The following is a 26,964-nucleotide window of genomic DNA, read 5'->3' on the forward strand; positions in this document are numbered from 1 at the left end:
CATGAGTGACGAAACGATGCAAGCTGCTATGGATCAAGCGTATCGCTTCCTGGCTCAACGATTTCTTAGTTCCTATGAACTGACACAAAAAATGAGACGTAAACAAATCGAGGACCCAATCATTGAGCGGGTCCTTGAACGCCTTAGAGACTATGATTACATCAATGATGAGCGCTTATCTGAGCAAGTATTGGCGTACTTGATGAAAGAACAAAAATACGGTGCGTATATGATTAAGCAAAAGATGAAGCTGCGCGGTCTTATAGTGCCTCAGGAAATTTCTAATTATGATGAAGTGAAAGCCGCTTATCGCGTAGTAGAGAAAAAATTTGGCTCCATTCTCAATGAAGAAGACACTCCTCGTGTAAAAGTATTTAATTTTCTCAAATATAGAGGATTTTCAACGAGCACTATCCAAGTTGTATGCAATGATTTTTATGAATAGATAGTGCTTTTTAAGAGGCCTTACTAGGCTTGTAAAATCTTGACAGAAAGGGCTTTCAAGTCTAAAATTAATAATAGCCTTATTTATTTATATGATGATATGGCTAAATGATAATTTTAATGCATGAAGGGCATAAAAAGGAGCATGAAAGCTCAATTTTGAGAATTTAAGAGGAGGTGAGACTGATTTTAGAGTATAGTCTAATTGCAGTGGTAATGGTACTGATTGGACTAGGGGTAGGCTATTTTTTAAGAAAAAATATTGCTGAAGGAAAACTGAATCAAGCTGAGCAAGAGGCTGCACGTATCATCGCTAATGGTGAACGCACAGCTGAGTCTAAAAAGAAAGAAGCTTTATTAGAAGCGAAAGAAGAAATTCATAAGCTCCGTTCTGATGTAGAACGAGAAAATAAAGATCGCCGTTCTGAACTTCAACGTATGGAACGTCGTATTCTTCAAAAAGAAGAATCTTTGGATAAAAAATTAGACAATATTGAGCACAAAGAGGAAGCTTTACATCGCAAAGAAGCTGACTTAGCCCAAAGCCGTGAAAAAATTGAAGCTTTGTATGAAAAACAAATGGCAGAATTGGAACGTATTTCTGGTATGACATTTGAAGAAGCTAAGAATATCTTGTTAACGAATGTGGAACAAGAAATTCGTCATGAAACGGCGATTATGGTTAAGGAAATGGAGCAGCAAGCTAAGGATGACGCGGAGAAAAAAGCAAAAGAAATTATCTCCTCTGCTATCCAACGTTGCGCAGCTGACCATGTAGCGGAGACTACCGTATCCGTAGTGGCATTGCCTAATGATGAAATGAAGGGTCGCATTATCGGTCGTGAAGGCCGTAATATTCGTGCACTCGAAACATTAACAGGTATTGACTTGATTATCGATGACACACCAGAAGCAGTTATTCTTTCCGGCTTCGATCCAATTCGTCGTGAAGTGGCTCGTATTGCTTTGGAAAAATTGATTGTAGACGGTCGTATCCATCCAGCTCGTATTGAAGAAATGGTTGGTAAAGCTCGTAAAGAGGTTGACCAAACTATTAAAGAAGCTGGTGAACAAGCAACATTTGAAGCTGATGTTCATGGCTTACATCCTGAAATTGTAAAGATTTTAGGTCGTTTGAAATATCGTACTAGTTACGGTCAAAACGTTTTGAAACATTCTATTGAAGTATCTCATTTAGCAGGTTTGATGGCAGCTGAACTAGGCTGTGATGTAACATTGGCTAAACGAGGTGGTTTGATCCATGATATTGGTAAAGCATTGGACCGTGAACTTGAGGGTTCTCATGTTCAAATCGGTGTTGATGTGGCTCGTAAATATCGTGAAAGCGCAGCAGTAATTAACTGCATTGGCGCTCATCATGGTGATGAAGAGTTCCAATCTGTAGAAGCTGTATTAGTTGCAGCTGCTGATGCTATCTCTGCGGCTCGTCCTGGAGCACGTCGAGAAACATTAGAAAACTACTTGAAACGTTTATCTAAATTGGAAGAAATCGCTGAATCCTTCGAAGGCGTTGAAAAATGCTTTGCTATTCAAGCAGGTCGTGAGATTCGCGTTGTAGTAAAACCGGATAAGATTGATGAAGCTGAGTCTACATTACTCGTTCGGAATATCGTAAAACGCATCGAGTCTGAACTCGAATATCCAGGCCAAATTAAGGTCGTAATTATTCGTGAAACTCGCGTTGTGGATTACGCAAAATAATATGCTATAAGCGATAAGTATAGGCTGCAATGATTTCATTGCAGCCTATTATTATCAAATATTATTCGCAGACTATTAAAAGATACGGCGTATAGGAATCACCATGTATTGATCCTAAATAGATGGTGATTCCTATGATTCGTATCAGTTACTCAATCGGTCGACTTGATAATTGATTAAATTACTTTACAAATAGAGGATTTTTTATTTGTATATCGAATTAATATATATAAGGGAAGGAGGCGTTGGCTATGAGCCGATATTTTGAAAATGAATTGATTGAACAAATCAAAGATGCAAATGATATTGTATCTGTAATATCTGAGCATGTAGCCTTAAAGAAACGGGGCAAGAACTATTGGGGTTGTTGTCCATTTCATAATGAAAAGACGCCGTCCTTTAGTGTTGCCCCTGAAAAGGGCTTTTATTATTGTTTTGGCTGTCATGCATCGGGAAATGTCATTAAATTCCTTATGGAGCTTGAGCATTTAAGCTTTGTTGAGGTCTTAGAGCGCCTTGCTAATCGCGCTAATATTCCATTGCCAGAGGCTAAGCTTTCACCAGAACAACGAGCTCGAGACGAACGACGGAAAAAACTATATGAAGCGTCAGAACTAGCGGCTACATTTTTCCATAACTGCCTTACTCAAACATCGATTGGTAAGGTTGGCCTTGATTACTTAAAAAAACGGGGCCTTACAAAAGAGACGATTGAAAAATTTAAATTAGGCTTTGCACCAGATGGTTGGGATAAGTTGTATCGCGCCTTTCACGAACGGGGCATTGATGACTCAATTCTCTTGGAGCTAAATTTAGTTCGTAAGAACCAAAAGGGACAGTTTTACGATTTCTTTAGAAACCGTATTATGTTCCCCATTATGGATGGTAAAGGTCGTGTAGTTGCCTTTGGTGGACGTGTCATGGATGACAGTACGCCCAAATATTTGAACTCACCAGAATCAGCCATCTTTGAAAAGGGGAAACTATTGTTTGCCTTTGATAAGGCTTATAAATCCATTCGTCAAGAACGACAAGCAATCCTTGTGGAAGGGTACATGGACGTTATCTCTGCCCATAACCATGGTGTTACTAATGTGGTAGCATCTTTGGGGACAGCTTATACACGAGACCATGGGCATATCTTGATGAGGCAAGCCGATGAAATTGTGCTGGCCTATGATATGGATGGAGCAGGTCGTCAAGCGGCGGCTAGAGCTATAGAATTATTGCAAAATACGGACTTCAAGGTGCGTGTCCTCGCTATGCCAGATGGCAAAGATCCAGATGATTATGTACGTAATCATGGAGGACAAGCATTTAAAGATTTAGTGGCTAAAGCGGTTAAGCCTCTTGATTATTTATTGAGTGAATCCTTAATTAAACACGATACAAATGATACGGAAGGGAAGCAAGCTGTTTTGGCTGATGTATTCCCGTATATTGCTAATATAGATAGTCAAACACAACGGGATGATGCATTAAAAACATTGGCATTACCTTTGTGGCTTGATAATAGTAGTATCTTTAGATATTTCAGAGACTATGTAAAAAAAGGACAAATTGAATTAGTGGATACTGCATCTGCACCTTTGCCAACACAGGATTTACCTAAAGGTGATGCAGAGAAATTATTGTCCTTAGCCTTTACAGATGGTGAAGTGTTACAACATATGATGAGCTACTTGCCATTAGAGGACTTTGAAAAAATTGAATATCGCGGTATAATAGAAAAGATATTCACCTTATTTAAACAAGAAGGTCGTCTAGATGATACTACCATTCAGTCTGTTTTATCCCCATCGGAGTATGATATTTACTCTAGATTGGTTGTTATGAGTGACGATGAATATAAGGTGCAAGTGCCTGGATTAATCCGCAAGATAAGGCTTCATTCATTGCGTGAACAGTATAAAGCGCATTCAATTATGGCGGATCAACTAAAACGGGCAGGAGATTCGACATTTATTAGCGAATTACATAAGTGTCAGGAAATACAGAACTTAATTAGAGAATGGTCTAAGTAATATAATGTAAAAAGGAGAGCGCTGTGGCTAAGAAAGTACAAAAAAGTCAAATAGAGGAGATTGTTGAACAACTTCTTGAAAAAGGCCGAAAAACCGGCGTGTTGACACAATCAGAGATTTCAGATGCTCTTCATGAGCAGACTGATCTTACTGCAGAACAATTAGATGATATTTATACTACATTTGGTAAGTTAAATATTGAAGTCGTGGCTGATATCGACGGTGAGGACGCTGATGCTAATCCAATAGAGCCAGAAGAAGAGGATGAAGAGGATACTTCTAGTGAAAAGAATATCTCCATCGATTTAAGTGTAGACTCTGGCGTTAACATTGATGATCCAGTACGTATGTACCTCAAAGAAATCGGTCGTGTTCCATTGCTTTCCGCTGATGAGGAAATTGTTTTAGCTAAGCAAATTGAAGCTGGCGCAGCAGAAGATGCTACATATAAAGACATTCAACTTGCCAAAAAGGCTAAGAAAAAATTGGTAGATGCTAACTTGCGCCTAGTAGTAAGTATTGCAAAACGCTATGTAGGTCGTGGTATGTTATTCTTGGACTTGATTCAAGAAGGTAACTTGGGCCTTATTAAAGCTGTAGATAAGTTCGACTATACAAAGGGTTATAAATTCTCCACATATGCTACATGGTGGATTCGTCAAGCCATTACTCGTGCTATTGCGGACCAAGCTCGTACAATTCGTATTCCAGTACATATGGTAGAAACAATCAATAAATTGATTCGTATTTCCCGACAATTGTTGCAAGATAAAGGTCGTGAACCATTACCAGAGGAAATTGCAGAAGGTATGGGGATTACGGTAGAGCGTGTGCGTGAAATTCAAAAAATCGCACAAGAACCAGTATCATTGGAAACTCCAATTGGTGAAGAGGAAGACTCTCACTTAGGAGACTTCATTGAAGACCAAGATGCTATTGCTCCAGATGATGCAGCTAGCTACATCTTATTACAAGAACAAATTGAAGATGTATTTACATGCTTAACTGACCGTGAGCAACAAGTATTGATCTTGCGCTTTGGTTTGAAAGATGGTAAACCACGTACATTGGAAGAAGTAGGTCAACATTTCAATGTAACCCGTGAACGTATCCGTCAAATCGAAGGTAAAGCGCTTACTAAATTGCGCAATCGTGGTAAACGGGATAAAATTAAAGACTTCTTATAAGATATTGAATCTCTTAAGGGTTGTAATACAGTGCTATTGTGCTGTGTTGCAACCCTTTTGTGATATAATTAAAGATAGTAAACGTAAGTGATAAACGTAAGTGATAAAAGTACGTTAAAGCCTTTTAATGTAATACATAGCAAATTTTAAAGTGCATATAATATATTAAAGTTCATATAATATTTAGGAGATATAATGTTTACAGTTACAAAACGATTAGAGGTGAGTGCGTCTCACCAATTGAAATTAGATTATCCAAGCAAATGTCAAAATCTACATGGGCATAATTGGATTATTACGGTTCATGCTCGTTCTGAAGAGTTAGATCATAATGGCATGGTAATCGACTTTACCATTATTAAAGAAAAAATACATGGCCGCTTAGATCATCGCCACATCAATGATGTATTAGGCGATATCAATCCTACTGCTGAAAACATGGCAAAATGGATTGCTGATGAGTTGGGCCCTAAATGTTTCAAGGTAGAGGTTCAAGAGTCTGAAGGGAACACAGCTATTTATGAACGTGATTGAAATCTTCGCTTCTATTGATGGTGAAGGAAGTCGGCAAGGGCTATTAACCACATTCTTACGCCTTCATGATTGCAATATACGCTGTTCATATTGTGATACTACCTATAGTTATGGCATTGATAGTACTTTCACAGACATGACCGTCCGAGAGGTCGCTAATGCTATTGAAAGTTTAGGCAATCATCGAATTACCATTACGGGTGGTGAGCCACTATTACAAGAAGCTGCTGTAGTGGAGCTAATTGATGAATTAAATCGTCGTAAATCTGTTAAAGTAGAGGATAAACCGTGTGCTGATAAACAATCGACTACGAAAAATAACGTATCTGAAGATGCTCAAGACGTATTAGATGGTGAAAGTCCCTACGATTTCAATATTGAAACAAATGGTACGATTATACCGAGCTTTCACCGAGAAAATGTGTGGTTTACCTACGATTATAAAACACCATCCTCTTTAGCTGAGGAATCTATGAATTTAGATATATTCAAAGTTTCTAGGGAACATGATTTAATTAAATTTGTAGTAGGTTCCGTAGAGGATTTAGACTGTATGCGTCGTATGATTAATCAATATCCTACAAAGGCTCAAATCTATGTATCGCCAGTGTGGGGAAAAATAGAGGCAGCTGACATTATTGATTATATGAAAGAGCATAATCTACAAAATGTACGATTCCAATTACAGATTCATAAATTTGTATGGGATCCTGATGCGAAAGGTGTATAGTATAGTTAGGGTGTAGGTAGAGTATCGAATGTAGAGTATCGAGTGTTTTCTAATGCAGTATGATATATTATGATATGATGACACCTTGATATAAAGGGGAACATATGGATACAGAAAAAATAGAATCACTTGTATATCAATTGCTAGAAGCCTTGGGGGAGGACCCTAATCGTGAAGGTTTAGTAGAAACGCCTAAACGCGTTGCTCAAATGATGGCAGAGGTATACGAAGGGATTCAGTATACGAATGCTGAGATTGCAGAGATGTATGGTAAGACCTTTGAAGTTGATACAAATCAAATGGTTGTAGTAAAGGATATTACGTGTTTTTCCCATTGCGAACACCATATGGCTTTGATGTATGATATGAGTATTAGTATTGGCTATATTCCTAAAGGTCGTGTTATTGGCTTATCTAAAATACCTCGCATTGCTGAAATGTGTTGCAAACGATTGCAATTACAAGAAAAAATTGGAGAAGATATAGCTGAAGTTATTTCACTAGCTACAGGGTCAGAGGATGTTATTGTTCATATTACATCTTCTCATAGTTGTATGAGTGCGAGAGGGATTAAATCTACAGATAGCCAGACTACTACATTAGCTACAAAGGGCGTATTTAACGAAGATAATATGATTCACCGTTTTATGTTGATGAAACAGTCGTAGACCAGATATCTTGACTAATAGTTAGGCTATTCGGTATAATTAATGAGCTAGAAACTAACTGTGGGCCTATAGCTCAGGGGTAGAGCAACCGGCTCATAACCGGTCGGTCCCTGGTTCGATCCCAGGTGGGCCCACCAATTATGTTGATATCTACCGTCCTTGAGATTTCAAGGGCGGTTATTTTTATATGTAATCCATTTATTTCTTAGATACAATAGTCATTACTAAGATGGATAGTAGATGATATTCTAGAGTATCCATTGTCTGATTTATGAGTTTCCTAAGAGATAAATAACAAATAGAGGAATTATGGAACCTAGACCTATGATGGATCGCTTAGAGGCGGTTTTTTCGATTGTGCCAAAGGCTCGTGCAATAGCTGATATTGGTACTGATCATGGATATTTAGCAGTAGAACTTATCAACCGTAATCGTGCTGACTTTGTTATAGCCGGTGATGTACATAAGGGACCTTTAGAATCTGCAAAAGAATATGTTAAGTCCCGAGGACTTGAGTCTAAGGTAGATTGCCGTTTAGGGGATGGCCTCAAGGTTACCGAGAAGGGCGAGTTAAGTGGTGCTATTTGCTGTGGTATGGGTGGCTTCTTGATGCGCGATATCGTAGAAGAAGGGCCTGAACCGTTGGAATTCTACGTATTACAACCACAGAATGGGCAAAAAGAATTGCGTCAGTATATGGTGCAAAAAGGCTATGTTATTGTTCTTGAAATTATTGTTGAAGATACTGGTAAATTATATACTGCGTTTTTAGCGATTCGCGAGGATTGCCTGGAAAACTATACGGGCACAGCAAATCATGAAAATGTGTATGCCGCATTGCCTGAAGAATCCTTGCTATGGTCAGTAGGAGCTCTTTTAGAACAAGAACGTCCACCTCTTTGGAATAAATATATTGAGTATTTGATATATCAACGACAATGTGCCTTAGATGGTATGACAGAGAAATTGAGTCATACTGATAAATATCGGGATTTAGAGCGCGAAGTCGAATTTCTTCGCAGCCTTTTAGAAAGTAGATAGAAAGAAGTGAGTTTTATGACAACTGTTCAACAAGTCATTACCTTAATGGAACAATTAGCACCTCGATCTTATGCCGAATCTTGGGATAATGTAGGCCTAATGGTAGGCGACAGAAACGCTATGGTTACAGGTGTATTAACTACATTAGATGTAACAGAGGAAACCATTTCGTATGCCATTGAACATGACTGTAATTTGATTGTTAGTCATCATCCTTTAATTTTTAAAGGATTAAAACAATTATCTTGTGATACGACTCAAGGTCGCATGATTCATAAATTGATTCAACATAAGATTGCCGTATACAGTGCCCATACGAATCTTGATATTGCACCTGGTGGCTTAAACGATATGTTGGCAGAACGATTAGGTCTTATAGATGTTAAGGGTTTTATCAAAACTGGTGAAGATGCACTATATAAAATAACTACATTTGTGCCTGAAAATGCAGCTGATGCGGTTCGTCATGCTATGGGGGCTGCTGGTGCTGGCAAAATTGGTAACTATGAGTACTGTAGCTTTAGTATTCATGGTGAAGGTCGCTTTATTGGTAACGAAGATTCGAATCCTGTTATCGGTGAAGCCGGTGCTTTAACGGTAGCATCTGAGGTACAAGTGAATGCTGTCGTTGATGGTACACATTTAAGTCAAGTTGTAGAGTCGATGAAAGAAGCTCATCCTTATGAAGAGGTGGCTTATGAAGTAGTATCCTTGGTTGAGCCAAAAGGTTCGATTCAATATTTAGGTCGTATTGGTCGTTTGCCAAATGCACTCAATTTAGATACACTCCGTGAATGGGTTCAGGAAGCATTGCCAGAGGCTAATATTCGTTTTGCTGGAGTAGCTCCCAAAGAAATACAATCTATAGCACTCTGCTCTGGTGCTGGCGCAGAATTTATTAAGGATGCAGCTCGGCTACATGTGGATGCATATATTACAGGTGATGTGAAATATCATGATGCACAATTGGCCAAAGAGCTGGGATTGCTCGTAGTTGATGCGGGGCATTTTGGCACAGAATCTATAGTTTCTGAGGGTTTATGTGACTATTTACTTAGTAAAAAACTACCTGTTCCTGTGAAAGCTTTTATAGAACAGAATGATTTCTTTTTCTTATAATATTGCATTTTCTTGCAACAAATAGGCTAGCTATGATAAACTGAATTGAAGCAAGTATGAAAGACGGTTGCGAGTCCATAGGACTCGAGGAAAGTCCGAGCTCCATAGGGCAGGATGCCAGATAACGTCTGGCGAGGGTAACCTTAGGGAAAGTGCCATAGAAAAGGAAACCGCCACGTCAGTGGTAAGGGTGGAAAGGTGAGGTAAGAGCTCACCAGCAGTCTGGTAACAGGCTGGCTCGGTAAACCCCATCCGGAGCAAGACCGAATAGGGAAGGGTTAAGGGTGGTCCCGCCTACCTTCCGGGTTGTGTCGCTCGAGCGTGCAGGCGACTGTACGCCTAGAAAGATAATCGTCACCGCGCAAGCGGAACAGAACTCGGCTTATTGATTGCTTGCTTCCATATTTAAGATATAATTTATAGTATATAAGATTGTAGATCTTTGTTAGGAGAACTTCATGGCAATTACAGCGATTACTAGTGTACAAGAATTTGATGAAAAAGTACTTGGCTCTAAAGGTTTAGCTATTGTTGATTTCTGGGCTGCCTGGTGCGAACCTTGCACTGTTATGCGTCCAGAGGTAGAAGCTGTAGCAGAACGTTTGAAAGGACAAGTAGAGTTTTTTAGCGTTGATGCAGAAGATAAAAATCTTCGTGGCGTTTTGTTGAAAGAAGACATCGATGGTATTCCATCCATGGTGTTCTATCGCGATGGCAAAATGCTTGATTCCCTTGTAGGTTACAAGAAAGCTGATGTGCTTGAGTCTCTAATCAAGGAAGTTATCTAATTTAGTGATAATTGAAATTTTTAACAATATCATATAATACAAGGCTGTATACAAGTTAAATAAATTTTCTTGTATACAGTTTTTTTGTTTAAAATCTGTAGTTTTAACATTTATTAAGTGATATAATAAAGTTGTAAGAATATGATTATTATCATAATAGCTATGATATATTGAATGGTAAAATTAATTATCATAGTATGATTATTATCATAATAGTTGTAGTTTATTAAGTAATATTGATATATTGCGCAAAGTTGTTGTAAGGAGGCTATATTCCGTGAAGAATCGTATAAACAGTTTATGGACACTCTTCCAAGAGCGACGTTTGAGTCGACGCACATTTATGAAATCCTGTGTAGCACTCACCGCTATTCTCGGTTTGCCACCAACGATGTTAGATACCGTTGTTAAGGCAGCTGAAACAACTGAATTGCCTACGGTAATTTGGTTACATGGTCATGAATGTACTGGTTGTAGTGAATCATTCATTCGTTCATCTTCTCCATTTACATCCGATGTAATTTTGAACATGATTTCTCTTGAATATGATGATACTTTGTCGGCTGCATCTGGTGCACCATTAGAAGAACATTTAGAGAAAATCATTAAAGAAAAAGCAGGCAAATATATTTTGGCTGTTGAAGGTGGCGTACCACTTGATGAAGATGGTGTCTACTGTACAGTAGGAGGACGTACATTTAAAGAGTCCTTAATAGAAGCCGCTAAAGGTGCAGCAGCAATCATTGAATATGGTTCTTGCGCATCTTGGGGTGGTATTCAAGCGGCTAAACCGAATCCAACAAATACAGTATCTGTATCTTCTGTTGTATCTGGTAAGCCTATTATCAAAGTTCCTGGATGTCCTCCAATTCCAGAGGTTATGACTGGTGTAATTATGCATTATGCATTATTCGGCCAAATCCCACCTCTTGATTCTCAAGGTCGTCCTAAACAATTTTATGGCAATCGTATTCACGATACATGCTATCGTCGTGCCTTCTTTGACTCTGGTCTATTCGTTGAAAAATTTGACGATGATGCATCCAAATCTGGTTGGTGCTTGTACAAGGTAGGTTGTCGTGGACCTCAAACATATAATTCTTGTGGTAACTTGCGTTGGTGGAATGGTTTATCCTACCCAATTCAATCCGGTCACGGCTGTATTGGCTGCTCTGAAAAGGGCTTCTGGGATAATGACGTATTCTATAAACGTTTACCAGATATTCCATTGGCTAATACCATCACAACTGCTGATACAATCGGTACCGTAGCTGCTGTTGGTGCCACTGCAGCTGTTATTGTTCATGGTGCTGCAACTCTTACGCGTAATAAAATTCTTGATATGAAAGAAGAAAAACGCTTAAAAGAAGAAGGCTTATGGGATGAAAAGAAACATAATAATGGAGGAGGTCACTAATGAAACGCGTAGTAGTAGATCCGATTTCCCGTATTGAAGGTCATTTACGGGTAGAAATAAAAGTTGATGAAGCCAGTGGTAAGGTAGAGGACGCATTGTCTTCTGGTACTGCTTGGCGGGGTATCGAACTTGTTGCTAAAGATCGCGATCCTCGTGACCTTTGGGCTTTCGTACAACGTATTTGTGGCGTATGTACTACAACACATGCGTTGGCAGCGTTACGTGCTGTAGAGGATGCACTTGGCATTACTATTCCTAAAAATGCAAACTATATTCGTAACATCATGCATAGTTCTTTAGATGTACATGACCATATCGTACATTTCTATCACTTACATGCTCTTGACTGGGTTAGCCCAGTAGCAGCTCTTAGTGCAGATCCAGCTAAAACTGCACAATTACAAAATGATGTATTAGCTACTTATAATGTAAGTGGTTTGGCGCCAGCTGAAACTGCGTCTAAAGACTCTGCATATCCTAAAGAGTTCCCTAAAGCTACCACTGCCTATTTTGCAGCTGTACAACAAAAGGTTAAGAAAATCGTAGAATCTGGTCAATTAGGCATCTTCTCCGCTCAATGGTGGGATCATCCTGATTATAATTTATTGCCACCAGAGGTTCATTTGATGGCCGTATCCCATTACTTGAATATTCTTGACCGTCAACGTGATATCGTAATTCCTCACGTTGTATTTGGTGGTAAAAACCCTCATCCGCACTATGTTGTAGGTGGCATGCCATGTTCTATTTCTATGAATGATATGAATGCGCCTATTAATACACAACGTCTTGCTGCGGTAGAAGAATCTATTGCATTGGCTAAAGATTTGGTAAATAATTTCTACGTGCCAGATCTATTAGCTATCGGCAAAATGTATGTAGAAAAAGGCATGATTGATGGCGGTGGCCTTGCGAAAAAACGCGTTATGTCCTACGGTGACTATCCAGATGATACATATTCTGGCATTTCTAATGGTGACTACCATAAAAAATGTGTGGTTCGTTCTAATGGCGTAGTTGAAAACTTTGCATTAGGCGTAGATAAAGCTACATTTATTCCATTAGAAGGTAAAGACTTCATGGATCCTCAATACCTCAGTGAAGAGGTTGATCACTCCTGGTTCACATATCCGGATGGTAAAAGCTCTCTTCATCCTATCGAAGGTGTTACAGATCCTAAGTTTACAGGCCCTAAATCTGGTACAAAAGAAAAATGGGAATTCCTTGATGAAGATAAAAAATATTCTTGGATTAAATCCCCAACTTTCAAAGGCAAAACTGCAGAAGTTGGCCCATTAGCAAAATATATCGTTGTATATACAAAAGTAAAACAAGGTATCATTAAAGATCCAACTTGGGCAGAATCCATGATTGTTCGTCAAATCGATACAGTATCTCAAGTACTTGGCGTTCCTGCTCACGTATGGATGACTACAATGGTTGGTCGTACAGCATGTCGTGGCCTTGATGCACAAGTAGCAGCAAATATGAGTCAATACTTCTTTGATAAACTCGTTGCTAACATAAAAAATGGTGACACTACTGTAGCTGATATGACTAAATTTGAGCCAAATACATGGGATAAAGATGCTAAAGGTGTTGGCCTTGTAGATGCTCCTCGTGGTGGTTTGGGTCACTGGATTCATATTAAAGATGGTCGCTCTGCAAACTATCAATGTATCGTACCATCTACATGGAATGCATGTCCTAAGACTGCAGCTAACGAACATGGTGCCTACGAAGACTCCATGATTGATACACATGTAAAAATTGCAGATAAACCACTTGAAATCTTGAAGGTAATTCACTCCTTCGACCCATGTCTCGCATGTGCAACCCATTTATACAATAAAAAAGGCGAAAAAATTGTTTCCGTCAATACAGATGCATTGTGTAAATAAAGGGTGGTGGGCTTATGTTAATACATACTGACAAAAAGGCGTATGTCGTATTTAGTTTATGGCTGCGCATATTCCACTGGACTATGGTGCTTAGTGTAACGGCTTTATTCTGGACTGGCCTATATATTGGTGATCCAGGATTTGCAGCTATTACAGGTAATCCAGAACCAACCTTTGCAATTGACGGCTGGTTCTCTATGGAAACTATGCGTCGTATCCATTTCATTGCGGGTGTTATCTTAACATTCTCCTTTATCTTCCGATTTGCTGGTGCTCTTTGGAATCGAGGAGACAGATTATTACCTAAATTCCGTCAAAAACGGTATTGGTACGGTCTTAAAGAAACTACATTGCACTATTTGATGATTCCTCAAAAGCATGAACATCATTGGCTTCGTAACTCCTTAGCGAGAACTGCGTACATGATGGTGTACATTATGTTCTTCTTTGAAATCTTAACGGGTTTTGCCATGTTTTCAATGGTTAATCCTAATGGTATTTTAGGAACTTTATTTGCTCCAGTTGTTACATTATTTGGTGGTGAATACAAGGTTCATATTATCCATCACTATATTGCTTGGGGCTTCTTGTTCTTTACTATCGTTCATGTGTACATGGCATTCCGAGAAGACGTTATGGAAGAATCTGGCGAAGTATCTGCTATGGTTTCTGGTATGAAGTATTATGCGCATGACCCAATCGATATTGAAGACCTCAATGGCAAACGCCGTCGTGGTGAACGTATCGATAAACCATCTGGTACAACATATCGTCCAAGTGATCCTAACGATCCTAGAGAAAGAGAATTACAAGAAAATGACTAATACAAGTACTGAAATCATCAGTGGCTTGGAACAATACGCGGACTCAGAGGGTCCGCGTATTGATTTAAATAGCCTTTATGATGATGGTAATAATGAAATCGTCCTACTCGGTGTAGGTAATATATTACTTACTGACGAGGGGTTAGGGGTTCATGTAGTAAAAGAGTTGAAAGAGTCTTTCACATTTACACCGTCTATTTCTATTATTGATGGTGGAACGATGGGAATGGAACTGCTTACGTATATGCGTGGTATGAAGAAAATTCTTCTCGTAGACGCTATCAATGGTGGGGAAGCTCCAGGAACTATATATGAGTTCCCTCATAAGGAATTAGAACAATATTTTACAGAACATATTTCTGTACACGAAGTAGGAATGCAAGATATTTTACGTATCCGCGCCATTCAAGAAGACCCCTTAGAGGATGCAGTCGTTATTGGGGTGGAACCAGAATCGTTAGAGATTGGTTTTGAACCTAGTGCACCTGTACAACGAGCTTTACCAGAGGTGAAAGAGCGTGTACTCAATGTGTTACGAGAATGGGGTGTAACTGCAGAACCTAACACTTAAACTAATCGGTTTATAGGATGTAAATTTATCTCTAATAGGAGTATTTATGATTGAGAATTATGGTAATGTTCGCGCTGTGTTAAATGAGTTGCGTTTAGCACTTAAAAATTTGCGTGAAACAGGTGAGACTTATTCTATTTATATAGAGAAAACAGGTCTTTCAGAAGAAGAGCAAGTGGAGGTATTAGAAACACTTGGTCGTGGTCATATTACGATTAACTTCAATGAAACAGATCAGCCTGTAGAGTGGTATGAATCTCAATTCTCTGGAATTTGGATTGGCACCTTTAAAAATGGCCGAGATGATTCGATTTTGCACACTGTAGAGGTTGCTAAGTATCCAGTCGTAGCTGGTGCATATGAAGAGGATATGGAACTAGCAGAGGCGGATTTACAATCTTGGATTGATGCTGCTGGCCTATAATATAAGAGACCCTTATCAGGGTCTCTTTCTTCTCTGTAGGAGAATATTTTGGTGATTTAGTTAGTTAGAATCATTAAATTAGCTTTGTTTTTTATAATGTTAGTATTTTATTCATATTTTGAGTATATATAATTGGTTTGTATATAGAAAAATTTGTAAAATTACGATGGGTTTTATGAAAATAAAATGAAATCAGTCGAATTTCTTGTATTTGGTTCAGAAAATATATTTGATTTTTTGATTAATTGTTGGTTTAGCTAGTTAATAACAGAATTTATTATCTTTTTACTAATATAAATTTATTTTATAATACTGTTTGTTAAGTAGTTTCATATATAAAATGATATTTTACTTATTTGATATACTTATATATAAGGTAAATGAAGAGAAAAAGCGGTAGAGTGCGAAGAAATCGCTTATTTACTGAATTTGTAGATATAAATTCGCCTATTGTTAACCTTGATGATTTGCCTTAATTTACTAATTAACTTAAAATATGTGAGTAAAATACTTTGGAGGATTTATGTTACTTTCTATTGTAGTGCCTGTATATAACGAAGAAGAGAACATAGCGAATTTTTATAAAGCTGTAACTGATGTTATGTCAGGACTCACGTACGATTATGAAATAATCTTCGTAGACGACGGTTCTAGTGATTCGTCATCTATGATATTGCGTGAAATTGCTTACAATGATAAACATGTCAAAGTGTTATTGCTTGCTCGTAATTTTGGGCATCAGACTGCGCTTACTTGTGGTCTTGATTATGCTCATGGAGATGCAGTTATTACAATGGACGGTGACATGCAGCATCCACCAGCTTTGATTCCTGAACTTGTTCGGTTGTGGGAATCGGGGTATGATGTGGTGCGCACCATACGCGATTCAACTGAAGATGCTAGTTGGGCTAAATCTTTCACGTCTAAGTATTATTACAAACTAATGAACAAAATGGCTGATGTTCCTATTGTTGAAGGTGGATCTGATTTCCGTCTCATGAATAGTAAAGCATTGGGCACGTTGAAACGGTTTAGAGAACATGGTCGTTTCTTACGCGGTATTGTCGGTGCCTTAGGGTATAGACAAGCTGAGTTGCACTTCGTAGCGCCACCTCGTTTTGCAGGGGTCTCAAAGTTTAGTGTGCGTAAAATGATACGATTTGCTCTCGATGGGGTAACCGCCTTTTCAAGAGTTCCTTTACGGGCTGCTTTGTACGTCGGTGTACTATGTGGTGGGTTGAGCTTCTTGCTTATATTGCACCTCTTGTATGTATATCTTACGGGTCAAGCCTTGAATGGATGGACTACCTTGGGCGTATCAATTTTGTTCATTGGTGGGATTCAACTCGTCGGACTGGGAATTATTGGCGAGTATGTAGGTCGTATTTTTGAAGAGGTGAAGCAACGGCCTTTGTATTGGGTTAAGTCAGCTATAAACTTTGATGAGCATGAAGAGGCTCCATTACTTGGACCTAGTAGTGCAGATGTGTTTATGGCACCTGAGACTTATACTAACAAAAGCAAAGAAGACTAGCTGTATTTGTGAATGCAAATAAATAGACGGTTAGTATATTTTGAATAAATAACTTACTTTAAAAGTTTTTGGAAAGGAAGCATATGAAGTCAAAATATAGTAAGGTTAAAATAACGGCATTAACATTAACTTTTGTGTGTGCCACAACAGCCATGGTAGGTGCAACAACATTACAATATGGTGATAAGGGCAAAAGTGTTACAGCGGTTCAACAACAACTAATCAAACACGGTTATAATGCTACAGATAAAAATGGTGTATATGGTAAAGAAACGAAATGGGCAGTTCGTCTGTTCCAACAAGATCGTGGTTTACCAGTGGACGGTATCGTAGGTCCTGCTACGTATAATGCGTTGATGAGTGCTCCTCGTTCTACGAAGGCAGTATTGACTCAAAATGCGGCGACTAAAGCAGTGGCGACGAAATCCGCTTTCACAAACAGCAATGCGACGTCTCGTCGTATCGCAGGTCAATCCATTACTGGCAAAAATATTAAATTAAATAATATTACGAAGAGTGAAACACCAAATAGCATCCATGCTATCTTGGCAGAAGCGGACAAATACCGCGGTGTACCATATGTATTTGGCGGTACTACTCCAAGTGGTTTTGACTGCTCTGGTTACGTTAAATATGTATTTGCGAAACAAGGTATCTCTTTACCACGTTTGGCAGATGAACAATATAACGTAGGTGTTGAAGTTTCTCGTGCAAACTTGAAAGCCGGGGATTTGGTATTCTTTGAAACATATGAACCAGGTCCGTCTCACTCCGGTATTTATATTGGTGATGGCAAGTTCATCAGCGCCACTTCCAGTCGTGGTGTAGCAGTAGCAGATCTTGATACTGGCTATTGGGGTGAACGCTATATCGGCGCAAAACGCGTTATCTAAGCTAATATATAACTAGCTTTAAAAGAGGCTATACGAATCAATTATGTTCTGTTGATTTGTATAACCTCTTTTTCGTTTATGTAAAACTTGAATTTTATCCTAACTTTTTCTTGCTGTAAAAGTAGAGGAACTCCGCATGACTTCAATGTTTTTGATAGATTTTATATTGTTTTTACGTTATAATGAAGAGTAAATAATTTTAGGAGGAATATACACATGAAGGGTAATGAACTGCGTCAAGCATACTTGCAGTTTTTTGAAAGCAAAGGACATTTAAAATTAGATAGTTTTTCTCTTATACCAGAAAACGATCCATCTCTATTATTGATTGGGGCAGGTATGGCGCCATTGAAGCCTTTCTTTACAGGTAAATTGGTACCTCCTTGTCATCGTATTACAACAAGCCAAAAATGTATGCGTACAGGTGACCTTGAAAACGTAGGTCGCACAGCTCGTCACCATACATTCTTTGAAATGCTTGGTAACTTCTCCTTCGGTGATTACTTCAAAAAAGAAGCGATTCACTGGGCATGGGAGTTCTTAACTGAAGTTATTAAACTCGATAAAAATAGATTATATGTAACTGTATATCCAGATGACCAAGAAGCTTATGATACTTGGCATAATGATTGTGGTGTAGAAGAAAGCCACATTACACGTCTTGAAGATAACTTCTGGGAAATTGGTGAAGGTCCATGCGGTCCTGACAGTGAAATCTTCTTCGACCAAGGTCCTGAACATGGTTGTGATGATCCTAACTGTGCACCAGGTTGTGATTGCGATCGCTATCTTGAAATCTGGAACTTAGTATTTACACAATTTAATAAAATGCCAGATGGTTCCTACGAACCATTACAACATAAAAACATCGATACTGGCGCTGGTCTTGAACGATTGGCTTCCGTATTACAAGGTTGTAAAACAAACTTTGAAACAGATTTAATTTTCCCAATCATCGAAGCGACTGCAAAACGCGCTGGTGTTAAGTATAACGAAGATCCAAACACCGATGTTTCTTTGAAGGTTATTGCTGACCACGCTCGTGCTGTTACTGCATTGATCTCCGATGGCGTATTGCCATCTAACGAAGGTCGTGGTTACGTATTACGTCGTATTTTACGTCGTGCTGTACGTCATGGCCGTTTACTTGGTATTGAGGGTATCTTCTTAACACCACTTATTGATGTAGTCGTAGACATTCTTGGCCCTGGTATTAAATCCATCGCAGAAAAACAAGACTTCGTTAAACGTGTTGTACAAAATGAAGAAGAACGCTTCAACCAAACATTGGAACAAGGTCTTGAGTTATTAAATTCCTTGATTGATACACTTGCAGCTGAAAAAGCTACTGTAGTTCCTGGCACAGAAGTATTTAAACTATATGATACATATGGATTCCCTTGGGAATTAACAGAAGAAATTGCTTCTGAACGCGGCTTTACAATCGACCATGAAGGTTTTGAAGCAGCTATGAAGGAACAACGTGAACGCGCTCGTGAAGCTCGTGTAAAAGAAGATGCGAAGGTAGCAACACCAGACATTACGTTCTTGAAAGACGAAGAACTTGTTGAAGATGAAGCAGAAACTGTATCCTCCGTATTGATGCTTGGTAAGGGTTCTGAACGCTTGCAAACAGCAGCTGATGGCGATGAAATTACTGTTATCGTACGCACTACTCCATTCCATGCTGAAGGGGGCGGTCAATTAGGTGATACAGGCTTTATCGTTGGCCCAATGGGTAAGGTAGAGGTTCATAATACAAAACGTTTACCTGAAGGCACTGTATATCATATTGGTACTGTTGTAGAAGGTTCTATCTCTGAAGGTGATGATGTAACACTTGAAGTGGATACAAATCGTCGCGCAGCAATGGCCCGCAACCATACAGCAACACACTTGCTACATGCAGCATTGAAAAAGGTTCTTGGCGAGCATGTTAACCAAGCTGGTTCTCTAGTAACTCCGGATTACTTGCGCTTTGACTTCACTCATTTCTCCCCTGTAACACAAGAGGAACTTGATCAAATCGAAGCTCTTGTAAATGAAGAGATTTTAAAAGCTACAGACCTAGCTATTGCTGAAATGTCCATGGACGAAGCAAAAGCGAAAGGTGCGATGGCACTCTTTGGTGATAAATATGGCGATGTAGTTCGCGTTGTAGAGGTTCCTGGCTTCTCCGTTGAATTATGTGGTGGTTCTCATGTAGGCAATACAGCTTTCATCAGTTCCTTCCGCTTAACATCAGAAGCAGGTATCGGTTCTGGCGTACGTCGTATTGAAGCGATTACAGGACGTGCAGCTCTTGATGCAGCAAAACATGATCGTTTAACTATCGAACGTATGGCAGGGGAACTTAAAACTAAAGCGCCTCAAGTAGAAGAACGCTTACATCAAGTATTGGCAGAAGCAAAAGAAACTGCTAAAGAATTAGAACAAATTCGTAAAGAGGTTTCTGCAGCTGGTGCCGCTGATATCATTGCTGGTAAGGTTATGATTGGCGACGTAGCATTTGTAGCGGCTTCTGTAAAAGCTTCCTCTGTTGATGAATTACGTGATTTAGCTGATATGGGCCTTGATAAATTAGATGGTTCTGGCGTAGTGCTCGTAGGTGCTGCTATGGGTGATGACAAGGTTAACTTTGTATGTAAAGTATCCAAAGATGTAGTAGCTAAAGGTGCTAAAGCAGGTAATATCGTAAAAGCAGCAGCTCAAGTAGCTGGTGGTAATGGCGGTGGCCGTCCAGATATGGCTCAAGCAGGCGGTAAAGAACCAGCTAAATTGATGGATGCATTAAAAGCTGGTGGTGAAGCTTTAACATCTATGTTACAATAGGCATATAATTTTATAATTATACTTGTATCTGTTATAGAAAAATTTTATAATGCATAAAAAGTTACTGACTTTGTAGCTTTAATTCAAGTATAATAGGAGGCGAGGTTTCACTTTTACAGTGAAACCTGCCAATGTAATAAAAAGGAGGGATACGATGAAGGTTTCTGATGAAACTATGTTATTCCGTAAAGTAGACGATGAACCGATGACAGCTGAAGAGGTTCTCACTCGCGTTTATCAATCTATTCAAGAAAAAGGTTACAATCCAATCAATCAAATTTTAGGTTATCTAATCTCTGGTGATCCAGCGTACATTACAAGCTATAATAATGCGCGTTCTGATATCCGTCGTTTAGAGCGGGATGACTTGATTGAGGAATTGTTGAAAGAATACGCAAAGGCAAAACAACTATAATGAGAATTATGTCATTAGATGTGGGCAGCCGTACTATCGGTATTGCCTGTAGTGATGCACTGCTCATGACCGCACAAGGTATTGAAACCATTCGTAGAACATCTCTTGAAAAAGACTTTAACCGCTTGCAAGAACTCATTACTGAATATGAAGTACATGAACTTGTAGTAGGTATGCCGAAAAATATGAATGGTACAAAAGGTGAACGGGCTGAAAAGACCGAAGAATTTGTTGAAAAGATGAAGGAAGTCATCGATTTACCTGTTACATATTGGGATGAGCGGTTATCTACCGTTATGGCTGAACGCCAACTCATTGCAGCTGACGTGAGTCGTAAAAAACGTAAGTCCGTTATTGATAAAATGGCAGCGGTTGTAATTTTGCAAGGATATTTAGATCGCTTGCAGTTTAATAAATAAGTATTTTTTCTTAAGGAGGGTTTCCGATGGTTGACCAAAATTTTGAAGGCGAAGTATATTACTTGGAATTCGAAGATGAAAATGGTAACAAACAGTACTTCACAGAGGACATTATTTTAAGTCATGAAGGCCAAGAATATGCTGTTCTTGTACATGTACAAGATGAAGAGGCTGACCATGAAGGTCAAGATGATACATACATGATCTTGGCTCGCATCGAAAAAAATGAAGAAGGCGTAGAAGAATACGTACCTTTAGATGAAGATGATGAAAACTTTGAAACTCTAGTAAAATTGTATGAAGAAATGGAAGATGGCGAATAGTCGTATTCTTTATAAATATAGCGTGTTGTCTTTGGGCAATACGCTATTTTTATTTGCTATTTATTAAGGGGCCTATAATATGATAATGTCCTTTTATATAGGGGAAATATGGACTTTATGGTATAATAAGATGATAAATACTGTTATGTTACAGAAAGGAACTCAACGTCGTGAGAAAAGCCTTAAGATATATTTTAATCCTTATTATTGTAGGCGTATTAATCATCGCCGGTGGTTTGGGAGCGATTTATTTAGTGCCAAACACCTTTGCTCAAGATGATGGTACACAAGTACTTGTCATCGAAAAAGGGCAGACTGGCACTGAAATTGCAGACATGCTCTATGAACGAGGTCTTATTCGTTCCACACAAGGCTTTAAGCTTTGGTTATATTTGAGCGGCACCAATGATAAACTTCAAACTGGTCACTACCAAATTCCTAACAAGGTAACTGTGCGCGAACTCATTTCTTTATTACAAGAAGGTCATGTAGAATCTATTCGTGTTACAATTCCTGAAGGATACACAGTTGGTGATATTGCTATCGTTCTTGAAAAAAATCAAATTATGAAGGCAAAGGATTTCTTAGCAGAAGCAAAGACCTTTGTACCATATCCATATATGAAAGGTACAAGACCTGCTACATATCCGGTAGAGGGCTTCTTATTCCCAAGTACTTATGAAATTCCAGTAGGTGCAACGCCACGTGAAGTGATTCAAATGATGGCTGACGAAATGAATCGTTACCTCACACCGGCTGTGAAGAAACAAATTCAAGCTCAACACATGAGTATTCATGACTTTGTAACATTGGCATCCATTGTTGAACGTGAATCTTTATTTGATGCAGATCGTCCAACAATTGCAGGGGTATTTAAAAAACGGTTAGCCCATGGTATTCCATTGCAATCTGATGCGACAATTTCCTATGTACTTGGTTATGCAAAAGAAGATGTAACTATTGGTGATACGCAATTACAAAGCCCGTATAATACATACGTATCTAAAGGCTTGCCACCTGGTCCAATTGCGAACCCTGGTAAAAAAGCATTAGATGCAGTCTTGCATTCTGAAGATACAGATTATTTATACTTTGTAGCAGATAAAGATGGACATAACCACTTCTCTAAAACATATGAAGAACATTTAGCGGAAGTTCATAAAATCTATGGTAATGATACGGCTACATCCTCTAATACAGGGGCCGCAGTACAAGCTGGTCCTAACTATGACGTGGCTGTGGCAACGACAGAGCCTAACTACAATTACAGCTCTGAAGAAGCGGTGGAAGCAGATTCTCAATATGTTAATGTGGAACCTACGTACAAATATACACCAACAACGGTTCCAGCTGCTGAAATTCCAGCACCAACACCAGCTCCACAAGCACCAGCTCAATCTGCACCAGCAACTCAATCATCTAGTTCTAACTCTTATGTGCCAACTACAACACCTGCTCCAGAATCTATGCAAAATGTTGTACCAAGTACACAACAAGTACCTCATATTGAAGTAAAGCCAGCTGAATCTGTGGATCGTTCTACGTTGGTGGTTCCTAGTGGTAATAGCAATAAATAATGTAGGAGATTGAATCTACTTTCATGACATTAAATGATATTTTAAATGAACAGCGTATTTACGCGATGATTAATGATGTACCGATTCTACGAGAATCTGAGGTTCATCTCTTTGAAGAATTAATAGGTTTGTACCGGCCCACCTCTGTGTTAGAGGTGGGCACCGCCATTGGTTACTCTGCTTTGTTGATGGCTCCGCTACTCGATAAAGAAGAAGGGCATATTACATCTATTGAATTAGATGATGTGCGTCACGAAATGGCGAAATATTATATTAACCAATCCGATTATGCCGATAAAATTACATTACTGAAAGGTGATGCGTCTCAAGTCTTAACGGAACTCACTGGTGAATATGATCTAGTGTTTTTAGATGGGCCAAAAGGGCAATACCTAAAACAGTTAGAACTTATTTTACCTCATGTGAAAGAAGGTGGCGTTATCCTGGCGGATAATGTACTTTTTAGAGGCTATGTAAGGGGCGATAAGGAGCCGCCAAAACGGTTCAAAACTATCGTAAAACGGTTAAAAGAATACTTAACGTATGTTGAAAATAAAGAATTGTTTAACACCACCATCTATCCAATGGGTGATGGTATGAGTGTGAGTGTGTGGAAAGGGCACAACAAATAATGGCAGAACATTTTATGGAATTGCTTTGTCCAGCCGGTAATATGGACAAGCTCAAAATGGCGATTCGCTATGGTGCGGATGCTGTATATTGTGCAGGCAAACGTTTTGGTTTGCGTGCAGGTAACTCTAATTTCTCCGACGAGGAATTAAAGGAAGCTGTAGAATTTGTACATGCTCATGGTAAGAAAATCCATGTAACATGTAATATCATTCCTCACAATGAGGACTTTGAAGGCTTAGAGGATTATTTGAAATTCCTTGAAAGTATCGGCGTTGATGCAATTATTGTTGCCGATATGGGGATCTTTAGCCTTGCTAAACGTGTGGCTCCAGGCCTTGAGCTTCACGTAAGTACACAAGCATCTACAACAAACTGGCATACAGTGCAAATGTGGAAAGAACTGGGTGCTACACGCGTCGTAGCAGCTCGCGAAGTATCCTTAGCAGACCTTAAAGAAATGAAGGATAATGTAGATATCGAAATCGAATCCTTCGTACATGGCTCCATGTGTATTTCTTACTCTGGTCGTTGTCTATTGTCTAACTACATGACAGGCAACCGTGATGCGAACCGCGGTCAATGTTCTCAATCTTGCCGTTGGAAATATTCCCTTGTTGAATCTAATCGTCCTGGTGAATACTACCCAATTGAAGAAGATGAGCATGGTACATATATCTTTAACTCTAAAGACTTGTGCTTGATTCACCGTATTCCAGATCTCTATGAAGCTGGTATCGACAGTCTTAAAATCGAAGGCCGTATGAAATCCGTTCACTACTGTGCAACAGTAGCAAAGGTTTATCGTACAGCTATCGATACATACCTTAAAGAAGGTAAAGATTGGTATGTTCGTCCAGAATGGATTGCAGAATTAGAAAAGATTTCTCACCGTCCATATACTGATGGCTTTGCAGAAGGCCGTCCTGACGAAACTGCTCAAAACTATGGTAAATCTACAAATACGCAAAGCCATGATTTCATCGGTTTAGTTTTGGGTTATAACGAAGAAGAAAAATACGTTGATCTTGAACAACGTAATAACTTTAAGGTAGGCGATAAAGTAGAATTCTGCCAACCTAAGGGTGAGCTTGTTGAGACTGTAATTGAAAAAATGACAGATGAAGATGGTAACCCAATCGATGTAGCACCACATGCCCAAATGAAAGTGCGCATTTACATGGATACACCACTTGAACCGTACTCCATGATGCGTCGTGAGTGCAAACCTAAAGCGGAGTAATTATGCGTGGTACACCATTAGAACCGAGTAAATCTATCGGTGCATTTCCCGATGTACCAGATCTAGAGACCTTTGGAGAAGAAGCGTATGTGTTCTTTCATCTTGAGCCGAAGCATACAAACTATATCAATCGCATCATTGAAGGCTATGAATATTTAGGTGTTATGACATCTGTAGATACGAGTGGGCGGTGCATGTTGCGCTGTACACCATCTACAAAGCCATTAGCCATTGAAGTATTAACTAGCTTATCTGATTATGTCACTATAGAGAAATGAGAGTATATCTATGAAACAATCTATTTTGAAACGTGCATTATTAACAGCTTGCCTTAGTGTATCTATGGTGGGTGTAGCTATGGCGGGCCCTGTAGGTCCTGTTATCATCCCTCAAGCAGGGGATGTAGTAGTCATCAACCATGGTCCTGATATGACCTTCACTGGTAATATCAACTTTGATGTGGAAAGTCAAACTAATAACAACTTACAAATTGGTTCCTCTGTGATCCCTAATGTAGTATATGGTGCTGCTTTCAATAAAACTGGTGCACCAGATACAATTATCCCAGCTCAAACTTATGTGTATGTAGGTACAAAAGATGGAGCGAATGCTTTCACAGAAGCTAGCGACGCCGACAAAAAAGGGGCTAACTGGAATGTAGAAACGTTGAAAAAAACTAAGTCTGGTGATGTACAATTGGCAAGCCGTGGCATTCCTGAAAAGCCATTGGCAAACCAAGTAGCTACTATTAAAGACTCCATTATGCTTAGCGCTGTAGACCTCAGTACAACAGAGGTAGGCCGCAACAGCAAGGGCGTTCTATATATGACGGTTCCTAAAGAGTTGAAATTGACTGCGGACACAGGCATTCCTGAAGACGTAAGGGAAACAATGCCAGCTATGTTCCGTGGTAAAATGGGTGATTCCCTCATGGTAAACCTCATGCCACTAAATGATGATGAAAAACAACAATTAGCGGCTAACCCACACAATGCAAATGCAATCGTATTTAACCGTGGCATGAGCATGGCTAAAATGATTGGTTCCTCTGCACGTACAAGCAAAGTGTACACATACATGAAAGACCACTATTTGAACCTTGTTATTGTAGCAAAAGATTACGATGATAATGGTGCTCGTGGTAGCGGTGTTATGATGGTGTCTAAACAAGATAACTCTAATGATGTACTCTTAACACTCTACAAAGGCCCAGATCTTTCTAATAGCAAATTAGAAAAAGTAATTGGTGCTATGTTGTCTACAAACTTCAAACGCTAATAATCTAGCTCATGTACAGTGAGCTGTAGTATAGCTACATTGCTTAGCGTATATATGATAATCTTAATAAACGGCTCGAGTTTGATATGTACCCCTTTTAATGGACAACCCGTAAAGGGGTACATATCAGTTATATCGGGCCGTTTTTATATGGTGTGTTTAAAGGCGTTTCTTTAATTTATAGATTTTGTGAAATTTACTATTGAACTGTATTGAATTTTTTAATTCCCTGTGATACTATAATCTAGTAAAAGTTATGCAAAGGACATGATTCTCATATCCCTGTGTACCAGAGAGAGGCAGATGCTGGAAATGCCTTACACATATATCAGAGTTACCCCCTTTAAACTGATTTGTCGAACCTAAGTAGGCAAATACGGTCGCCACCGTTATCGGGCTTAATGAAGTGAATTACTATACACATAT

At 39.1% G+C, this 26,964-nt stretch carries 26 protein-coding genes, 1 tRNA gene, 1 other RNA gene and 1 other annotated feature (1 of these 29 running past the window's edge); all 28 genes read left to right on the top strand.

What is annotated here, in order from left to right; all coding sequences use genetic code 11:
* The first annotated feature begins 1 nt into the window (after window position 1).
* The 28 genes from ACSV5T_RS00450 to ACSV5T_RS00585 all read left to right on the top strand — a co-directional run bounded on the left by ACSV5T_RS00450 (window position 2) and on the right by ACSV5T_RS00585 (window position 26,538).
* On the top strand, window positions 2–445 hold the full coding sequence (locus ACSV5T_RS00450) for a regulatory protein RecX (RefSeq protein ID WP_438319952.1): 444 nt from the start codon (window positions 2–4) through the stop codon (window positions 443–445).
* Between the two features lie 176 nt (window positions 446–621).
* Window positions 622–2,166 (top strand): ribonuclease Y, encoded by a 1,545-nt coding sequence (gene rny, locus ACSV5T_RS00455; protein ID WP_255403550.1) that lies wholly within the window; start codon window positions 622–624, stop codon window positions 2,164–2,166.
* A 251-nt stretch (window positions 2,167–2,417) separates the two neighbouring features.
* Window positions 2,418–4,190: a DNA primase gene (gene dnaG, locus ACSV5T_RS00460; RefSeq protein ID WP_295781662.1), complete on the top strand. Its 1,773-nt coding sequence runs from the start codon at window positions 2,418–2,420 to the stop codon at window positions 4,188–4,190.
* 23 nt (window positions 4,191–4,213) lie between these two features.
* The gene (rpoD, locus tag ACSV5T_RS00465; RefSeq protein ID WP_298695718.1) at window positions 4,214–5,377 is read left to right on the top strand and encodes an RNA polymerase sigma factor RpoD; all 1,164 of its coding nucleotides are present in this window, start codon (window positions 4,214–4,216) and stop codon (window positions 5,375–5,377) included.
* Window positions 5,378–5,572: 195 nt separating this feature from the next.
* The gene (queD, locus tag ACSV5T_RS00470; protein ID WP_004696395.1) at window positions 5,573–5,911 is read left to right on the top strand and encodes a 6-carboxytetrahydropterin synthase QueD; all 339 of its coding nucleotides are present in this window, start codon (window positions 5,573–5,575) and stop codon (window positions 5,909–5,911) included.
* Entirely contained in the window at window positions 5,898–6,641 is a 744-nt protein-coding gene (locus ACSV5T_RS00475) for a 4Fe-4S cluster-binding domain-containing protein (protein ID WP_438319953.1), read from the top strand. The genes queD and ACSV5T_RS00475 overlap by 14 nt, the downstream gene beginning before the upstream one ends.
* 104 nt (window positions 6,642–6,745) lie before the next feature.
* Window positions 6,746–7,309, top strand: a complete 564-nt coding sequence (gene folE / locus ACSV5T_RS00480) for a GTP cyclohydrolase I FolE (protein WP_005386093.1) — start codon at window positions 6,746–6,748, stop codon at window positions 7,307–7,309.
* Between the two features lie 62 nt (window positions 7,310–7,371).
* A tRNA-Ile gene (locus ACSV5T_RS00485) sits at window positions 7,372–7,446 on the top strand.
* A 172-nt stretch (window positions 7,447–7,618) separates the two neighbouring features.
* On the top strand, window positions 7,619–8,350 hold the full coding sequence (locus tag ACSV5T_RS00490) for a tRNA (adenine(22)-N(1))-methyltransferase (RefSeq protein ID WP_438319954.1): 732 nt from the start codon (window positions 7,619–7,621) through the stop codon (window positions 8,348–8,350).
* A 15-nt stretch (window positions 8,351–8,365) separates the two neighbouring features.
* Window positions 8,366–9,469 carry a Nif3-like dinuclear metal center hexameric protein gene (locus ACSV5T_RS00495; protein ID WP_438319955.1) on the top strand — a complete coding sequence of 368 codons (1,104 nt, stop codon included), beginning with the start codon at window positions 8,366–8,368 and terminating at the stop codon, window positions 9,467–9,469.
* A gap of 50 nt (window positions 9,470–9,519) precedes the next feature.
* An RNA gene (gene rnpB / locus ACSV5T_RS00500) (RNase P RNA component class A) lies at window positions 9,520–9,870 on the top strand.
* A 57-nt stretch (window positions 9,871–9,927) separates the two neighbouring features.
* Window positions 9,928–10,257, top strand: a complete 330-nt coding sequence (locus tag ACSV5T_RS00505) for a thioredoxin family protein (RefSeq protein WP_005386100.1) — start codon at window positions 9,928–9,930, stop codon at window positions 10,255–10,257.
* Between the two features lie 277 nt (window positions 10,258–10,534).
* Entirely contained in the window at window positions 10,535–11,674 is a 1,140-nt protein-coding gene (locus tag ACSV5T_RS00510) for a hydrogenase small subunit (RefSeq protein ID WP_303938152.1), read from the top strand.
* A complete protein-coding gene (locus ACSV5T_RS00515) occupies window positions 11,674–13,575 on the top strand; it encodes a nickel-dependent hydrogenase large subunit (RefSeq protein ID WP_438319956.1) in 1,902 nt (633 codons plus the stop codon). Before ACSV5T_RS00510 ends, ACSV5T_RS00515 begins: the two co-directional genes overlap by 1 nt.
* Before the next feature lie 14 nt (window positions 13,576–13,589).
* A complete protein-coding gene (cybH, locus tag ACSV5T_RS00520) occupies window positions 13,590–14,399 on the top strand; it encodes a Ni/Fe-hydrogenase, b-type cytochrome subunit (RefSeq protein ID WP_105089396.1) in 810 nt (269 codons plus the stop codon).
* Window positions 14,392–14,970, top strand: coding sequence for a HyaD/HybD family hydrogenase maturation endopeptidase (locus tag ACSV5T_RS00525; RefSeq protein WP_295820132.1), 579 nt, complete (start codon window positions 14,392–14,394; stop codon window positions 14,968–14,970). Before cybH ends, ACSV5T_RS00525 begins: the two co-directional genes overlap by 8 nt.
* Window positions 14,971–15,016: 46 nt before the next feature.
* Complete coding sequence (locus ACSV5T_RS00530; protein WP_295825490.1) at window positions 15,017–15,394, top strand: hydrogenase expression/formation C-terminal domain-containing protein; 378 nt, start codon at window positions 15,017–15,019, stop codon at window positions 15,392–15,394.
* Window positions 15,395–15,917: 523 nt separating this feature from the next.
* Window positions 15,918–16,928 carry a glycosyltransferase family 2 protein gene (locus ACSV5T_RS00535; protein ID WP_295825493.1) on the top strand — a complete coding sequence of 337 codons (1,011 nt, stop codon included), beginning with the start codon at window positions 15,918–15,920 and terminating at the stop codon, window positions 16,926–16,928.
* 83 nt (window positions 16,929–17,011) lie between these two features.
* Complete coding sequence (locus tag ACSV5T_RS00540; protein WP_295805345.1) at window positions 17,012–17,821, top strand: C40 family peptidase; 810 nt, start codon at window positions 17,012–17,014, stop codon at window positions 17,819–17,821.
* A gap of 216 nt (window positions 17,822–18,037) precedes the next feature.
* Window positions 18,038–20,653 (top strand): alanine--tRNA ligase, encoded by a 2,616-nt coding sequence (gene alaS / locus ACSV5T_RS00545; protein WP_438319957.1) that lies wholly within the window; start codon window positions 18,038–18,040, stop codon window positions 20,651–20,653.
* A 154-nt stretch (window positions 20,654–20,807) separates the two neighbouring features.
* On the top strand, window positions 20,808–21,068 hold the full coding sequence (locus ACSV5T_RS00550) for an IreB family regulatory phosphoprotein (RefSeq protein WP_009351224.1): 261 nt from the start codon (window positions 20,808–20,810) through the stop codon (window positions 21,066–21,068).
* Complete coding sequence (gene ruvX, locus ACSV5T_RS00555) at window positions 21,068–21,487, top strand: Holliday junction resolvase RuvX (protein WP_105085864.1); 420 nt, start codon at window positions 21,068–21,070, stop codon at window positions 21,485–21,487. Before ACSV5T_RS00550 ends, ruvX begins: the two co-directional genes overlap by 1 nt.
* A 26-nt stretch (window positions 21,488–21,513) precedes the next feature.
* Window positions 21,514–21,810, top strand: coding sequence for a DUF1292 domain-containing protein (locus ACSV5T_RS00560; RefSeq protein ID WP_105085863.1), 297 nt, complete (start codon window positions 21,514–21,516; stop codon window positions 21,808–21,810).
* 170 nt (window positions 21,811–21,980) lie between these two features.
* A complete protein-coding gene (gene mltG, locus ACSV5T_RS00565; RefSeq protein WP_295794339.1) occupies window positions 21,981–23,387 on the top strand; it encodes an endolytic transglycosylase MltG in 1,407 nt (468 codons plus the stop codon).
* 23 nt (window positions 23,388–23,410) lie between these two features.
* On the top strand, window positions 23,411–24,019 hold the full coding sequence (locus ACSV5T_RS00570) for an O-methyltransferase (protein ID WP_024066665.1): 609 nt from the start codon (window positions 23,411–23,413) through the stop codon (window positions 24,017–24,019).
* Entirely contained in the window at window positions 24,019–25,260 is a 1,242-nt protein-coding gene (locus ACSV5T_RS00575; RefSeq protein WP_005386127.1) for a peptidase U32 family protein, read from the top strand. Before ACSV5T_RS00570 ends, ACSV5T_RS00575 begins: the two co-directional genes overlap by 1 nt.
* A 2-nt stretch (window positions 25,261–25,262) precedes the next feature.
* A complete protein-coding gene (locus ACSV5T_RS00580; protein WP_438319960.1) occupies window positions 25,263–25,538 on the top strand; it encodes a DUF4911 domain-containing protein in 276 nt (91 codons plus the stop codon).
* Window positions 25,539–25,548: 10 nt separating this feature from the next.
* Window positions 25,549–26,538, top strand: coding sequence for a hypothetical protein (locus ACSV5T_RS00585; protein WP_438319962.1), 990 nt, complete (start codon window positions 25,549–25,551; stop codon window positions 26,536–26,538).
* A 247-nt stretch (window positions 26,539–26,785) separates the two neighbouring features.
* Window positions 26,786–26,964, top strand: a binding site (T-box leader) (it continues 53 nt past the right edge of the window).

The sequence above is a fragment of the Veillonella sp. ZSJB6 genome (genome assembly GCF_051549505.1).
GTDB lineage: Bacteria > Bacillota > Negativicutes > Veillonellales > Veillonellaceae > Veillonella.